At 58.8% G+C, this 14,409-nt stretch carries 13 protein-coding genes; 11 read left to right on the top strand and 2 right to left on the bottom strand.

What is annotated here, in order from left to right:
• Positions 1–449: 449 nt before the first annotated feature.
• Together NDJ82_RS06070 and NDJ82_RS06065 are read right to left on the bottom strand one after the other, a co-directional pair.
• Complete coding sequence (locus NDJ82_RS06070) at positions 450–1,670, bottom strand: CaiB/BaiF CoA transferase family protein (protein WP_250925090.1); 1,221 nt, start codon at positions 1,668–1,670, stop codon at positions 450–452.
• 12 nt (positions 1,671–1,682) lie between these two features.
• The gene (locus NDJ82_RS06065; RefSeq protein WP_099586233.1) at positions 1,683–2,864 is read right to left on the bottom strand and encodes an acyl-CoA dehydrogenase; all 1,182 of its coding nucleotides are present in this window, start codon (positions 2,862–2,864) and stop codon (positions 1,683–1,685) included.
• A 157-nt stretch (positions 2,865–3,021) separates the two neighbouring features.
• Between NDJ82_RS06065 and NDJ82_RS06060 the strand changes: the two genes are divergently transcribed.
• The 11 genes from NDJ82_RS06060 to NDJ82_RS06010 all read left to right on the top strand — a co-directional run bounded on the left by NDJ82_RS06060 (position 3,022) and on the right by NDJ82_RS06010 (position 14,383).
• Positions 3,022–3,921 carry a LysR family transcriptional regulator gene (locus NDJ82_RS06060; protein ID WP_112192874.1) on the top strand — a complete coding sequence of 300 codons (900 nt, stop codon included), beginning with the start codon at positions 3,022–3,024 and terminating at the stop codon, positions 3,919–3,921.
• Positions 3,922–4,373: 452 nt separating this feature from the next.
• Complete coding sequence (locus NDJ82_RS06055) at positions 4,374–5,495, top strand: Re/Si-specific NAD(P)(+) transhydrogenase subunit alpha (protein ID WP_158879318.1); 1,122 nt, start codon at positions 4,374–4,376, stop codon at positions 5,493–5,495.
• Positions 5,496–5,510: 15 nt separating this feature from the next.
• Positions 5,511–5,834 carry an NAD(P) transhydrogenase subunit alpha part 2 gene (locus NDJ82_RS06050; protein WP_005783507.1) on the top strand — a complete coding sequence of 108 codons (324 nt, stop codon included), beginning with the start codon at positions 5,511–5,513 and terminating at the stop codon, positions 5,832–5,834.
• Positions 5,834–7,270 carry an NAD(P)(+) transhydrogenase (Re/Si-specific) subunit beta gene (locus NDJ82_RS06045; protein WP_158879317.1) on the top strand — a complete coding sequence of 479 codons (1,437 nt, stop codon included), beginning with the start codon at positions 5,834–5,836 and terminating at the stop codon, positions 7,268–7,270. Before NDJ82_RS06050 ends, NDJ82_RS06045 begins: the two co-directional genes overlap by 1 nt.
• A 178-nt stretch (positions 7,271–7,448) precedes the next feature.
• Positions 7,449–8,942, top strand: coding sequence for a succinyl-CoA:acetate CoA-transferase ScpC (scpC, locus tag NDJ82_RS06040; protein ID WP_112192872.1), 1,494 nt, complete (start codon positions 7,449–7,451; stop codon positions 8,940–8,942).
• Between the two features lie 318 nt (positions 8,943–9,260).
• Positions 9,261–9,476, top strand: coding sequence for a DUF1127 domain-containing protein (locus tag NDJ82_RS06035; RefSeq protein WP_032885015.1), 216 nt, complete (start codon positions 9,261–9,263; stop codon positions 9,474–9,476).
• Positions 9,477–9,742: 266 nt separating this feature from the next.
• Positions 9,743–10,063 carry a DUF2388 domain-containing protein gene (locus NDJ82_RS06030; protein ID WP_099586228.1) on the top strand — a complete coding sequence of 107 codons (321 nt, stop codon included), beginning with the start codon at positions 9,743–9,745 and terminating at the stop codon, positions 10,061–10,063.
• A 106-nt stretch (positions 10,064–10,169) separates the two neighbouring features.
• Positions 10,170–10,478: a DUF2388 domain-containing protein gene (locus tag NDJ82_RS06025; RefSeq protein WP_250925089.1), complete on the top strand. Its 309-nt coding sequence runs from the start codon at positions 10,170–10,172 to the stop codon at positions 10,476–10,478.
• Positions 10,479–10,517: 39 nt separating this feature from the next.
• The gene (locus NDJ82_RS06020; protein ID WP_099586226.1) at positions 10,518–10,838 is read left to right on the top strand and encodes a DUF2388 domain-containing protein; all 321 of its coding nucleotides are present in this window, start codon (positions 10,518–10,520) and stop codon (positions 10,836–10,838) included.
• A complete protein-coding gene (locus NDJ82_RS06015; RefSeq protein WP_250925088.1) occupies positions 10,835–12,796 on the top strand; it encodes a DUF7844 domain-containing protein in 1,962 nt (653 codons plus the stop codon). Before NDJ82_RS06020 ends, NDJ82_RS06015 begins: the two co-directional genes overlap by 4 nt.
• Positions 12,797–13,075: 279 nt before the next feature.
• Complete coding sequence (locus NDJ82_RS06010) at positions 13,076–14,383, top strand: CitMHS family transporter (protein ID WP_099586224.1); 1,308 nt, start codon at positions 13,076–13,078, stop codon at positions 14,381–14,383.
• Positions 14,384–14,409 lie beyond the last annotated feature (26 nt).

Raw genomic sequence — 14,409 nt, 5'->3', positions numbered from 1 at the left:
CTCCACAAGCACCCACACGAATTGCTTGATTCAGTTGTTAAAGAGCGGTTGGTTAAGATCTTTCGTCTCAACCGAGGCGCGCATTCTACAGCAGCCTCATTTGCTGTCAAGTGATTATTTTCAGAAGCTTTCGAAGATTTCTTCAACAACTTCAACCACTTGCGCTTCAGATCTCTCATCAGCGGGAGGCGAATTCTACAGCGTTACACGCTGCTGTCAACACCTCTTTTTCAACTTCCTTTTGGCTTCGATGAACTGAAGCAACCCGCTGCCGAAAACTGCGTAACTCATTGTTTAACAAGGAGTTTTCCGTTTCGACTGCGCCGGAAGTGGGGCGAATTATAGGCTCCCAGAATCTGGCGTCAACCTTTAATTTCTTATCCCTATCAATTAGTTAGGCCTGATCAAAAAACCACCAATCCAATGCCTCCTATATAGAAGAAGGGCATCTAGATAACACCCGCCTCCCTTAAAGAAGCCACATGCTCAGACTTCAGTCCCAACACACCCTGCAGCACCTGAGCGGTATGCTCGCCCAATAGAGGAGGCGCACTGCGATACTCCACAGGCGTCTTGGATAAACGAATTGGGCTGGCAACCTGAGGCACCAGCCCCGCTAATACATGCGGCATTTGCAGCGCCAACCCGCGCGCCTTTACCTGGGGATCATCAAGCACCTGCGCCAAATCATTGATCGGCCCGCAAGGCACACCCACACGCTCCAACTGTGACACCCACTCAGCCGTTGTCTTGAAAACCGTAGCCTGGCGAATCAGCGGAATCAGCTCAGCACGATTGGCCACCCGCACCTTATTAGTAGAAAACCGCGGATCATCCGCCCACTGCGGCTGCCCAGCCGCTTCGGCGAACTTGCGAAATTGCCCGTCATTACCAACCGTCAGAATGAAATCACCATCGGCTGTGGGGAAGTCCTGATAAGGCACGATATTAGGATGAGCGTTGCCCAGGCGCTTTGGCGACACGCCCGTGGTCAGGTAATTCATCGCCTGATTAGCCAGACAAGCCACCTGCACATCGAGCAATGCCATATCAATGTGCTGCCCTCCGCCGTCGTGATCTCGATGCGCCAGCGCAGCAAGGATTGCCACCGTGGAGTAGAGCCCCGTGAGTATGTCTGTCAGCGCCACTCCCACCTTCACCGGCCCGGCGCCTTCATCACCCTCAGGCCGACCGGTAAGACTCATCAGCCCGCCCAACCCCTGAATCATGAAGTCATAGCCCGCACGCCCCGCATATGGCCCCGTCTGGCCAAACCCAGTGATCGAGCAATAGATCAACTCCGGGTTGAGCGCCTTGAGCGACTCATAGTCCAGCCCATACGCCGCCAGCCCACCGACCTTGAAGTTCTCGATCAGGATGTCGGACTTAGCCGCCAGATCCCGCACCAGTTGCTGCCCCTCCGGCCGCGTAAAGTCGATAGTCACCGACTCTTTATTCCGATTGGCTGACAGGTAGTACGCTGCCTCACTGGTGTTCTCGCCATAAGAATCCTTAAGGAAGGGCGGCCCCCAGGCGCGCGTATCGTCACCGTTACCGGGACGCTCGACCTTAATCACCTCGGCCCCCAGGTCCGCAAGGATCTGTCCGGACCAAGGGCCCGCCAATACTCGCGACAAATCCAGTACCCGCAGATGCGACAGCGCGCCCATACCGCTCTCCTATTAATAGAACGCCTGAAGACCGGTCTGCGCGCGCCCCAGAATCAGGGCGTGCACGTCATGGGTACCTTCATAGGTGTTAACCACTTCAAGGTTCACCAGATGACGCGCCACCCCGAACTCGTCGGAAATACCATTGCCACCTAACATGTCCCGCGCCATACGCGCGATATCCAAAGACTTGCCGCACGAGTTGCGCTTCATGATCGACGTAATCTCAACCGCTGCCGTCCCCTCATCCTTCATTCGCCCCAGGCGTAAGCAACCTTGCAGTGCCAGGGTGATTTCGGTTTGCATATCCGCCAGCTTTTTTTGGATCAATTGAGTTGCGGCCAATGGACGACCGAACTGCTGACGATCCAACGTGTACTGGCGAGCGGTATGCCAGCAAGACTCGGCAGCACCCAACGCGCCCCAGGAGATGCCATAGCGCGCCGAGTTGAGGCAGGTGAAAGGGCCTTTCAAGCCACGCACATCCGGGAAAATGTTCTCTTCCGGCACAAAGACGTTATCCATCACGATTTCACCGGTAATGGAGGCGCGCAGGCCGACCTTGCCGTGAATGGCCGGCGCACTCAGGCCTTTCCAGCCTTTCTCCAAGACAAAACCTCGGATATCGCCTGCGTCGTCCTTGCCCCACACTACAAATACGTCCGCAATCGGGCTGTTGGTGATCCACATCTTGGCGCCTGTAAGGCTGTAGCCACCATCCACCTTGCGAGCACGTGTGATCATCGCACCAGGGTCAGAGCCGTGGTCAGGCTCGGTCAAACCAAAACAGCCAATCCATTCTCCCGAGGCCAGTTTCGGCAAGTACTTCTGCTTTTGCGCTTCGGTACCGAACTCATTGATAGGCACCATCACCAGTGACGACTGCACACTCATCATCGAGCGGTAACCAGAGTCAACACGCTCAACTTCACGCGCAATCAACCCGTAGCTGACGTAGTTCAAGCCACTGCCGCCGTACTGCTCAGGGATCATCGCCCCCAGCAAACCGGTTTCACCCATTTCACGGAAAATCGCCGGATCGGTCTTTTCATGGCGGAAGGCTTCCAGCACACGAGGCGCCAGCTTGTCCTGGGCGAAGCGCTCGGCACTGTCACGCACCATGCGCTCCTCTTCAGTGAGCTGTTGATCCAGCAGCAGCGGGTCGATCCAGTTAAAGCTTGCCTTGCCAGCCATGAATAAGTCCTCGCACAAAAATTCAGAAGTCGTGGATGGAGCCTAGGCCGCGCTTGCAGGGAGAGCAAACGAGGTTTCTGCATAGGCTTGTGCTAATTTGTCACTTCGTAATACTCAGTAGTGGCGCAGGCGCGCTTTAGATGTGAGCACAAGGTACATGCGCAGAAAAATCCCCAGCACAACCGCCCTCGTCAGCTTTGAAGCGGCAGCCCGCCACGAGAGCTTTACCAAGGCCGCGCACGAGCTCTCCATTACCCAAGGCGCGATTTGTCGGCAGATCGCCAGCCTTGAGGAATTTTTGAGTGTCGAACTGTTTCGTCGCTCACGACGCGGGGTAAAGCTGACGGAGGCCGGGCTGTCCTACAGCCGCAGAGTGGCAACTCAGCTGGATGCCGTCGAGCGCGACACCCTCTCAGTCATGGGCCAGCAAGGCGCAAACACTATAGAACTGGCCGTAGTGCCTACGTTCGGCACGCAATGGCTGATCCCTCGACTCAAGGACTTTCAACGCAAGCACCCCGAGGTGACGGTGAACCTGACCAACCGCACGCGCCCCTTTCTGTTCGCCGACACCGAGTTCGACGCGGCGATCTACTTCGGTGACGCTGATTGGTCCGGTACCGAATCCCACCGACTGATGGGAGAAAATCCCGCCCCTGTCTGCAGCCCGCGCCTTTTGGGGGAACGCAAGCGGTTCACCCCGCAGCAGATCGCGGAACTGCCATTGCTGCAGCAGACCACACGCCCCTATGCCTGGCGCCAATGGTTCAACGCCCAGCAACTGAACGTCCCTCGCGACATGACAGGCCCGCGTTACGAGCTATTCTCGATGCTGTCCCAGGCAGCCATGCACGACATGGGTATTGCACTGATCCCTCCGTTCCTTATCCAGCGAGAGCTGGACGAGCGTCAATTGGTGATCGCAAGCCCTGAGGTGCTAAGGAGCTCGAAGGCTTATTACCTGATGATTCCTGACAGAAAAGTCGAATCAGCCTCGCTGCACGCGTTCCGGGATTGGCTTATTGACCAATCTCAGCGCTACAGCCCCAGCAATTAAAGGCCAAAGCGCCTATGCTGACTTTGTAGTCAGTTAATTTTAGTTCCTACAGATATACGTATATGTCGCATTTTCACAGACTGTACCTATCTATCAAAAATAGGGCTTAAGGCCATGATTTTCGCGGCTTACAGCGACTCCAACAGGCCAATGCCCGACTATTCACACCAATCATGGCAAAACACCCATCATTCAGCTGTAGCCCTTTAAATACCTGTATTTAAAGAGGTTATTTCAGTGCATTGCGACAATCAGTCACAGGGTGACTTGTAGTTAATTTTTCGTCACCCGTCATAATCCCTTGAAGGCCGTAAAGTTCGCCTGCAAAATGCCGCGCCCCGCTGTCATTTCAGCGGGATCGTGCTGATCGGCCGCCCCAGTTGCGCCACTCGCGGTGCACTGGCCTTTTTACAAAAAGATCAAAAGCAAAAAGATCATGCAGGAGATTTGACGTGCACATTGGTGTTCCTCTCGAAACCCAGACCGGTGAAACGCGGGTGGCTGCCACCCCGGAAACCATCAAGAAGCTGATCGGCCAGGGCCATAAGGTCACTGTACAAAGCGGGGCCGGTCTTAAAGCCAGCATCGTCGACAGCGCCTATGAAACAGCAGGCGCAACCATTGGCAGTGCCAACGATGCGTTCGGCGCCGAGCTGATCCTCAAGGTGGTGGCGCCCAGTGACAGCGAACTCACGCTGATCAAAAGCGGCACCGTGTTGGTGGGCATGCTCAATCCGTTCAGCAACGAAACCATTGCCAAGCTGGCCGGGCAGGGCATCACCGCCTTTGCCCTGGAGGCCGCGCCACGCACTTCGCGCGCGCAGAGCCTCGACGTGTTGTCCTCGCAAGCCAACATCGCCGGTTACAAGGCCGTGCTGCTCGCCGCTCATCACTACCCGCGATTCATGCCGATGCTGATGACCGCCGCAGGTACCGTCAAAGCCGCTCGCGTGCTGATTCTCGGCGCCGGTGTTGCTGGCCTGCAGGCCATCGCTACGGCGAAACGTCTGGGTGCAGTGATCGAAGCGTCTGACGTACGCCCGGCCGTGAAAGAGCAGATCGAATCCCTGGGCGCCAAGTTCGTCGACGTCCCCTACGAAACCGATGAAGAGCGCGAATGCGCCGTCGGTGTCGGGGGTTATGCACGCCCGATGCCGACCAGTTGGATGCAACGCCAGGCCCTGGCCGTGCACGAGCGCGCCAAGCAAGCCGATATCGTCATCACGACCGCACTGATTCCCGGCCGTAAAGCGCCGACATTGCTGAGCGCCGAAACCGTCGCACAGATGAAACCCGGCTCGGTGGTGATCGACCTCGCTGCAGCCCAAGGTGGCAACTGCCCGCTGACTGTGGCGGATGAAACCGTGGTGGAAAACGGCGTGATCATCTGCGGTCCGACCAACCTCGCCGGCGCTGTCGCCGCCGACGCGTCAGCCTTGTACGCACGCAACCTGCTGGATTTCCTGAAGCTGGTCTTCAATAAGGAAGGGCAGTTTGAACTCAACCTCGAAGACGACATCGTCGCCGCGTGCCTGATGTGCCGCGACGGCCAAGTCATCCGCAAAAACGCCTAAGCAGGGATTCAGACGATGGAAGAGCTTATCTCCCCCGGTATCTACAACCTGATCATCTTTGTGCTGGCGATTTATGTCGGTTACCACGTGGTCTGGAACGTTACCCCCGCGCTGCACACGCCGTTGATGGCGGTGACCAATGCAATCTCGGCAATCGTGATTGTCGGCGCCATGCTAGCTGCCGCCCTCACCGTGACGCCATTGGGCAAGACTATGGGCACGCTCGCCGTGGCCCTCGCAGCCGTTAACGTGTTCGGCGGTTTCCTGGTGACTCGTAGGATGCTTGAGATGTTCAAGAAGAAAGCACCCAAAGCTGTGAAAGAAGAGGTGCAGAAGTAATGAGCATGAATCTGGTAACGACGCTCTACCTGATCGCGTCGATCTGTTTCATCCAGGCCCTCAAAGGCCTGTCGCACCCCACCACCTCGCGGCGCGGCAACCTGTTCGGCATGCTTGGCATGGGGCTGGCGGTGCTGACTACCGTGGGCCTCATCTATAAGCTCGGTGCTGAGCTTGCCACTGCCGGTATCGGCTACGTGATTGTCGGCCTGCTGGTCGGCGGCACTGCCGGTTCGATCATGGCCAAGCGCGTCGAGATGACCAAGATGCCGGAACTGGTCGCCTTCATGCACAGCATGATCGGCCTCGCCGCCGTCTTTATCGCCATCGCCGCCGTGGTTGAGCCGCAATCGTTGGGCATCGTCAAACACCTGGGCGACGCAATCCCCGCCGGCAACCGCCTGGAGCTGTTCCTCGGTGCGGCCATTGGTGCAATCACCTTCTCCGGCTCGGTGATCGCGTTCGGCAAACTGTCGGGCAAGTACAAGTTCCGCCTGTTCCAGGGCGCACCTGTACAGTTCGGCGGCCAGCATAAGATCAACCTGGTGCTCGGCCTGCTCACACTGGGCCTGGGCCTGGCGTTTATGTTCACCGGCAACCTCACCGCCTTCGCGCTGATGCTGGCCCTGGCCTTTGTGCTGGGCGTGCTGATCATCATCCCGATCGGCGGCGCCGACATGCCGGTGGTGGTGTCGATGCTCAACAGTTACTCCGGCTGGGCAGCGGCGGGTATCGGCTTCTCGCTGAACAACTCGATGCTGATCATCGCCGGCTCGCTGGTGGGCTCCAGCGGCGCGATCCTGTCGTACATCATGTGCAAGGCGATGAACCGTTCCTTCTTTAATGTGTTGCTCGGCGGTTTCGGCAATGCGCCGGATGCCGGTGCTGCGGCAGGTTCCAAAGAAGCACGGCCGGTGAAGTCCGGCTCGGCCGACGACGCCACCTTCCTGCTGACCAACGCCGACACAGTGATCATCGTTCCAGGCTACGGCCTGGCCGTGGCACGCGCGCAACACGCGCTTAAGGAACTGACCGAAAAGCTGACCCATCGCGGCGTCACCGTGAAGTATGCGATCCACCCGGTGGCCGGCCGCATGCCGGGGCATATGAACGTCCTACTGGCCGAGGCAGAAGTGCCTTACGACCAGGTGTTCGAAATGGAAGACATCAACTCGGAATTCGGTCAGGCCGACGTGGTACTCGTGCTCGGCGCGAACGACGTGGTCAACCCGGCCGCGAAGAACGATCCGAACTCGCCGATTGCCGGCATGCCGATCCTAGAAGCGTTCAAGGCCAAGACCATCATCGTCAACAAGCGCTCAATGGCCAGCGGATATGCCGGTTTGGATAACGAGCTGTTCTACCTGGACAAGACCATGATGGTCTTTGGTGATGCCAAGAAGGTCATCGAAGATATGGTCAAGGCCGTCGAGTAACACTGCTTCAGCGCAATACTCGAAACCCCGGCCTGCGATAGGCTGGGGTTTTTTATTACTCATGAAACCCGACCAAAGGCTCTAAATCACTACTCGGCATTCGACCATGGTAGCGGGCCGAAACTTTTTGAAATCACTACACTGCCCACCTTGCTTCCGTAGCCTGAGATAACAATTCATGTACCGTGATCGTATCCGCTTGCCTTCGTTGTTGAACAAGGTCATGAGCGCGGCTGACGCCGCCGCCTTGATCGAGGACGGCATGACCGTCGGCATGAGCGGCTTCACCCGAGCCGGTGAAGCCAAGGCCGTCCCACACGCCCTGGCCGAGCGCGCCAAGACGTCGCCGCTGAAAATCACCCTGATGACCGGCGCCAGCCTGGGTAATGACCTGGACAAACAACTGACCGAAGCAGGTGTACTGTCGCGACGCATGCCGTTCCAGGTCGACAGCACCCTGCGCAAGGCAATCAATGCCGGCGAAGTCATGTTTATCGACCAACATCTGTCGGAAACCGTCGAGCAGCTGCGCAACAACCAGCTCAAGCTGCCGGACATTGCTGTGATCGAGGCCGTGGCGATCACCGAGCAAGGGCATATTGTGCCCACTACCTCCGTTGGTAACTCGGCCAGCTTCGCGATTTTCGCCAAGCAGGTGATCATCGAGATCAACCTGGCGCACAACCCGAACCTGGAAGGGTTGCACGACATCTATATCCCGACCTACCGGCCGACTCGCACGCCGATCCCCCTGGTGAAGGTCGATGACCGCATCGGCAGCACCGCGATTCCCATCCCGCCGGAAAAGATCGTCGCCATTGTCATCACCAACCAAGCGGACTCGGCTTCTACGGTTACGCCTCCCGACAGCGACACTCAAGGGATCGCCAATCACTTGATCCACTTCCTCAAGCAGGAAGTGGAGGCCGGACGCATGACCAACAAGCTCGGCCCGCTGCAGGCCGGTATCGGGAACATCGCGAACGCGGTGATGTGCGGCTTGATTGATTCGCCGTTCGAAGACCTGACCATGTATTCCGAAGTGCTGCAGGACTCGACCTTCGACCTGATCGACGCCGGCAAGCTGAGCTTTGCCTCGGGCAGCTCGATCACGCTGTCGGAGCGGCGCAATGCCGACGTGTTCGGCAACCTGGAGCACTACAAGGACAAGCTGGTGCTGCGCCCACAGGAAATCTCCAACCACCCCGAAGTGGTGCGTCGACTGGGCATTATCGGGATCAACACTGCGCTGGAGTTCGACATCTACGGCAACGTCAACTCCACCCACGTCTGCGGCACCCGCATGATGAACGGCATCGGCGGCTCAGGCGATTTTGCACGTAACGCGCATCTGGCGATCTTCGTTACCAAATCAATTGCAAAGGGCGGCGCAATTTCCAGCGTGGTGCCGATGGTCAGCCATGTGGACCATACCGAGCATGATGTCGACATCCTTGTGACCGAAATCGGCCTGGCTGACTTGCGTGGCCTGGCGCCACGGGAGCGCGCCCGCGTGATCATCGACAACTGTGTACACCCGGCGTACCGCGATGCGCTGAACAGTTACTTCACCGAAGCCTGTGCCATCGGCGGGCACACGCCCCACATCCTGCGCGAAGCACTGAGTTGGCACATCAACCTGGAAGAAACCGGGCATATGCTCAAGGCTTGATTGATACAGATCCGAGCTGATGCAAACACAGTTTCATCAGCTCGGCGGCATCACCGCCGGTTCCTGCAAAAACTGTACTGCTGTACCGGTCCTTTTCAACAAATAAATCCCACATCAACCCTCGCATATGCCTATTTCGCACCACTTCAGTGCAGACAGGTACAGTTGCCCCATTTCCGTACAGTACAGCACCCATAAACAGTTAACTGGCCCCTCACAATACAGGTGAACTGTATCTAGAGAGTCTTGCGCCGGAAGAGGATCATTGGCATCAGTTAAACCACTACCTAATCCCGCCATAAGCGGAAGGATGTCATCATGGAACGTACACTCAGTTCCGAACTGTTCTTCGAAGAGAAAGCTGTAAACACCCAGGCTTCCATGCCTCTGCGCGTTCTTGCCAACCTGATGTTGTGGCAGCGCCGTATCTCCAGCCGCCACCAACTGGCCCGTCTGGATTCGCGTCTGCTGGCTGACGCCGGTATCAGCGAAGCTCAACGCTACGAAGAGCTCAGCAAGCCGTTCTGGCGCTAATTTGCGCTCGCTGGCCCTGACCCACCGGGTCCACTGCCAGCACTGATTTGTTAAGACAAAGCCCGCCCCGGGAGACCGGAGGCGGGCTTTGTTGTTTTCGTCGTATGGATTTACAGCGATGGATTCAGTCGAACCAGTACAGTTTTCAAAGTAACACCTATAATAGGTACAGTCAGTCAACTCACACAAAACCTACCCGAACTGACAAGCCCCGGCCTAATATCCAGTCTAAAGCCACCTTTACATTCATCTACAGGAGTCACCCCATGCCCCGTCTTCGCTTGCTTAGTGCCGCCGCCCTGTTGGTCCTGGCCGCCAACGCCAATGCCACCAGCTTCATCGTGACCACCGATTCCATCGTCGGCGCACTGAAGGCCACGTCCGACGCCACCTCCGATGCCACTTCGTCCCTGCGCGATAACAAGGTTGTGCGCGCCGCCCGTGACGACGCCGCCAGCTTTGTTGCCAGCGAAGGCGCCATCCGTGGTGTGAAGCTGGAAAGCGCCCTGGCACAGATCCGCCAACAAGCCCCACAACTGAACACCGCGACTGACGCACAGCTGGCCCAGGCCATCCTGGCTATTTAATCGCAACGAAAATCAGGGGAGCGCCAGCCGCTCCCGAATGCCTCGGCGCTGGCTCTCGCCCGGGCATTGCGCTAGCCTTGGCGCTCGCTTTCAGTTGTCGAGTCCCATGGCTTTTTCATACCGCCTGTTAATTGTCCCTGTCGTGTTTTTCGTCGGTTGGTCGCCAGTGGCTTCGGCCTTTGACCTGACCATCCAGAGCACCGTCGCGAGCGCGTATGCCACCAGCAAGGTGACCTCCGCACCGTTCGACCGCAAAGTAGTAGTGGCCGCCCAGGATGACGCTGCCGCGTTCATCGCCACTGACGGCCAATGGCGGGGGGCACGGCTGGAATCGGCATTGGATTACCTGCGCCGGACCCAACCAAAACTTCATGCGAGCGACCTTGAACTGGCGCAGGCAATTCTCGTCCAATAATCATCTTTGTATTTCCATCTTTGTATTCGGAGTTCTTCCATGCGTAGCCCGCTGATCGCCGCCACCCTAGGCTTGCTGTTGTTGGCCGACGTTGCACAGGCACAAACCCTGGTGGCCACCAGTAACATCATTGTTCGCGCCTCCGGCCGCACCATTGATTTCACTTCGGACACCACCACCTCTATCCGTGACTCCAAAGTCGTGCGCGAAGCCCACGATGACGCCGCCAGCTTCGTCGCCACCCACGGCGAAATCCGTGGCGCCCAGTTGGAAGCCGCCTTCGACACCCTGCGTACCCGCCTGCCGGAAGCCCGCGACGCCAGCGACCAGACCCTCGCCGAAGCCATCCTCGCTCTGTGAGGCGCCTCACTGCCTGGCTCCTGGCCGGGACTGTGCTGCTGTGTGCCAGCGCAGCCCAGGCCAGCCTGCAACTGCGGCTCAAGACAGACGGCTTGAGCCCGGCCGAACAGCAGGCCAGCCAGGCATTGCTCGATGAAGCGATGCGCTCACTGCCGCCGCGCTTTGTCGAGCAGCTGGACCGGCGCATTGATGTCGGCTGGACCGACAAGATGCCCGAGAATGCCTATGGCCAGGCCTCGCTGGTGTCCGAGCTGGACCTCAACCGCAACCTGCTCGCCAGCCTGACCGATGGCAGCGCCGCCACCCAGAAAACCAATCGTCCTCATGGCACCGTGCGCCGGGAAATGCTTGCCACCGTGCTGCATGAACTGACCCATATCTATGACCGTGCACGCCTGTGGTCCAAGGACGAGCGCGCACTGATCCAGCGTTGCAGCCGCCAGAACAACATCACCGGCCTGATCGGCCTGCCCGATCAATGCCGTGGCCAGAATGAGCGCCGCTTCACCCTCAGCGATGACCCACGCCTGCTGGACCTCGCCGGCTGGCCGCAGTACGTCGGTCGGCGTGGTGAGCGCGAGCAGCACAACCGCCAAATCGTGCGCAGCCCGGACATCTACGAAACCACCAGCCCGCTGGAATTCGTCGCGGTCAACATGGAGTATTTCCTCCTAGACCCAAGCTACGCCTGCCGACGCCCGGCACTGTTCCGCTATTACCAGCAACACTTCGGCTGGGCGCCGCCTGAACAGGACGCCTGCGCCAAGGCCTACCCTTTCCTCAATGCCGGTAACGACTTCGCCAAGACACCGCTGGGCCATGTGGACCCGGAGCGCGTCTACGAGATCGACTACCTGCTCGCCGAAGCCAACCAGAACCTGGTCAGCCGCTGGGGCCACAGCATGTTGCGCCTGGTGATCTGCGCTCCGGGCCGCCCCCGTGGCCCGGATTGCCGGCTGGATCTTGAACAGCATCTGGTCTTGTCCTACCGCGCATTTGTCGGCGACGTACAACTGTCGAGCTGGGATGGGCTGGTGGGCAAGTACCCGTCACGGCTGTTCGTGTTGCCCTTGGCCCAAGTCATCGACGAATACACCAAGACCGAACTGCGCGGGCTGGCCTCCGTGCCATTGAAGCTCTCACGCCAAGAGATCAACGACACCGTCGAACACGCCGCAGAAATGCACTGGAGCTACGACGGCAGTTACTTCTTCCTGTCCAATAACTGCGCGGTCGAAAGCCTGAAGCTGTTACGCAGCGGCAGCGCCAACCCGCAATTGACCGGCCTTGACAACATCACCCCCAACGGCCTGCTGGAAGTGCTGCAAGCCCGGGGCCTGGCCGATACCAGCGTGCTGGACAACAAACGCGAAGCGCTGCGCCTGGGCTATCACTTCGACTCGTTCCGCGAGCGTTACCAGGCGATGTTCGACGTGCTGCGCAAACACCTGCCGATCAAACAAACCCAGGTTGAAGACTGGCTATCGTTGAGTGCCGCCGAACGCCGCCCATGGTTCGAGCAAGCCGATCTGCGCACCAGCGCCGCGTTGCTGCTGCTGGAACAAGCCAGCTTTCGCAAGCAATTGATGCTGGCCCAGGATGAGGTCAAACAACGCTACCTCGGGGCCCGCGAGCTGAAAAACGGCGGCATGGAAAAAGCCAACGCCACACTGCAACAGATCCTCGCCAACAGTGGCTTCCTCAGCCGACCAGCCGAATTGCTGGGTAGCGGCGGTTACGGCCTGCCACAACCGTCGGAAGCCAAGCGTCTGGAATCGGAAAGCGCCGAACGCCAGAAACAACTGCAGTCGCTGACCGGCGAGCTGGATAAAGAGGTGAGGGCGCTGCTGGAGCCTTCCCGCGCCGCCGAGATCGCCGCGTGCGAGGCCAACCTCAAGCAGGTAGGTGAGCACCTGCGCAAACTGCACAAGGCAGCCGGCGGCCTTGAGCTGCCCTGAAGCAGCCGAGATAAACATTTGACCTATGCACGTCTGAAGACCGCGCGTCCGCCCGCCATAACTGTTTGGCCAACGAAAGCTGGCTGAAAGCTTTCACGTCTAGGATCGCTTTCACTGCCGGCAAAAGACCGGCTGTTTACAACAACAATGGTGATTCCCGATGTCCGCCCGTACCCGCCTGTTCGCCCCGACTCCCCCCGTACGCCTCGTGCCTTTCGTTCTGCGCTGAATCCACCCCGGTTCGCCATTCCCTAGCCGCGCTACGCCTGGAGTATTCCTATGCTGACTTTCCTTGGCTTTGCCATGGTCATCACGTTCATGTTCCTGATCATGACCAAGCGCCTATCCGCGCTGATCGCCTTGATCATTGTGCCGATCCTGTTCGCCCTGTTTGGTGGCTTTGCACCAGAGATCGGCCCGATGATGCTTGCGGGCATCACCAAGCTTGCGCCGACCGGCGTGATGCTGATGTTCGCCATTCTCTACTTCGCCTTGATGATCGACTCCGGCCTGTTCGACCCGGCCGTGCGCAAAATCCTCAAGATGGTCAAAGGCGACCCGCTGAAGGTTTCGGTCGGCACCGCCGTATTGGCCTTGGTCGTGTCCCTGGACGGTGACGGCGCCACCACCTACATGATCTGCGTGGCCGCCATGCTGCCGCTGTACCAGCGCATTGGCATGAGCCCGCGGATCATGGCCGGCTTGATCATTCTCGCCGGTGGCGTGATGAATATGACCCCTTGGGGTGGCCCGACCGCCCGCGCCGCCAGTGCGCTGCACGTGGACCCTTCGGATATTTTCGTACCGATGATCCCAGCCATGGCCGCCGGCGTCGTCGCGATCCTGGTGATCGCCTACATGTACGGCAAGCGCGAGCGTGCGCGCCTGGGTGAACTGCACCTGCAGGGCGACGAGATCGACCACAGCGAAATCAGCGTGTCGCAATTCCCCGACGCGCGCCGTCCGAAGCTGATCTGGTTCAACGGCGCCCTGACCCTGGCCCTGATGTGCACACTGATCGCCGGCCTGCTGCCGCTGCCGGTGCTGTTCATGGTGGCGTTCAGTATCGCGATGATCGTCAACTACCCATGCCTGCAACAGCAGAAAGACCGCGTCGCCGCCCATGCTGGCAGCGTACTCGCGGTGGTGGGGTTGATCTTCGCTGCGGGTATCTTCACCGGCATCCTGTCGGGTACCGGCATGGTCGATGCTATGTCCAAGAGCCTGCTGGCAGTCATCCCTGACGCCTTGGGCCCGTACCTGGCGGTGATCACGGCGCTGGTGAGCATGCCGTTTACCTTCTTCATGTCCAACGATGCGTTCTACTATGGCGTGCTGCCGGTGCTGGCCGAAGCCGCCAGCCACTACGGCATCACCGCCGTGGAGATGGCCCGCGCCTCCATCGTTGGCCAACCGGTGCACTTGCTCAGCCCGTTGGTACCGTCGACCTACTTGCTGGTGGCCCTGGCCGGTATCGAATTTGGCGATCACCAGCGCTTCACCCTGAAGTGGGCAGTGCTGGTGTGCCTGTGCATAATGTTCGCTGCATTGCTGATGGGGATTTTTCCGCTGTTCAGCACTCTATAATCGTACAACCCAACTGCGCCGGCCCT

This window comes from Pseudomonas sp. SR18 (assembly GCF_023701505.1).
Lineage (GTDB): Bacteria > Pseudomonadota > Gammaproteobacteria > Pseudomonadales > Pseudomonadaceae > Aquipseudomonas > Aquipseudomonas cyclaminis.
Note: the sequence above shows the minus strand (reverse complement) of the source record. Positions and strands in the feature narration are given on the sequence as shown.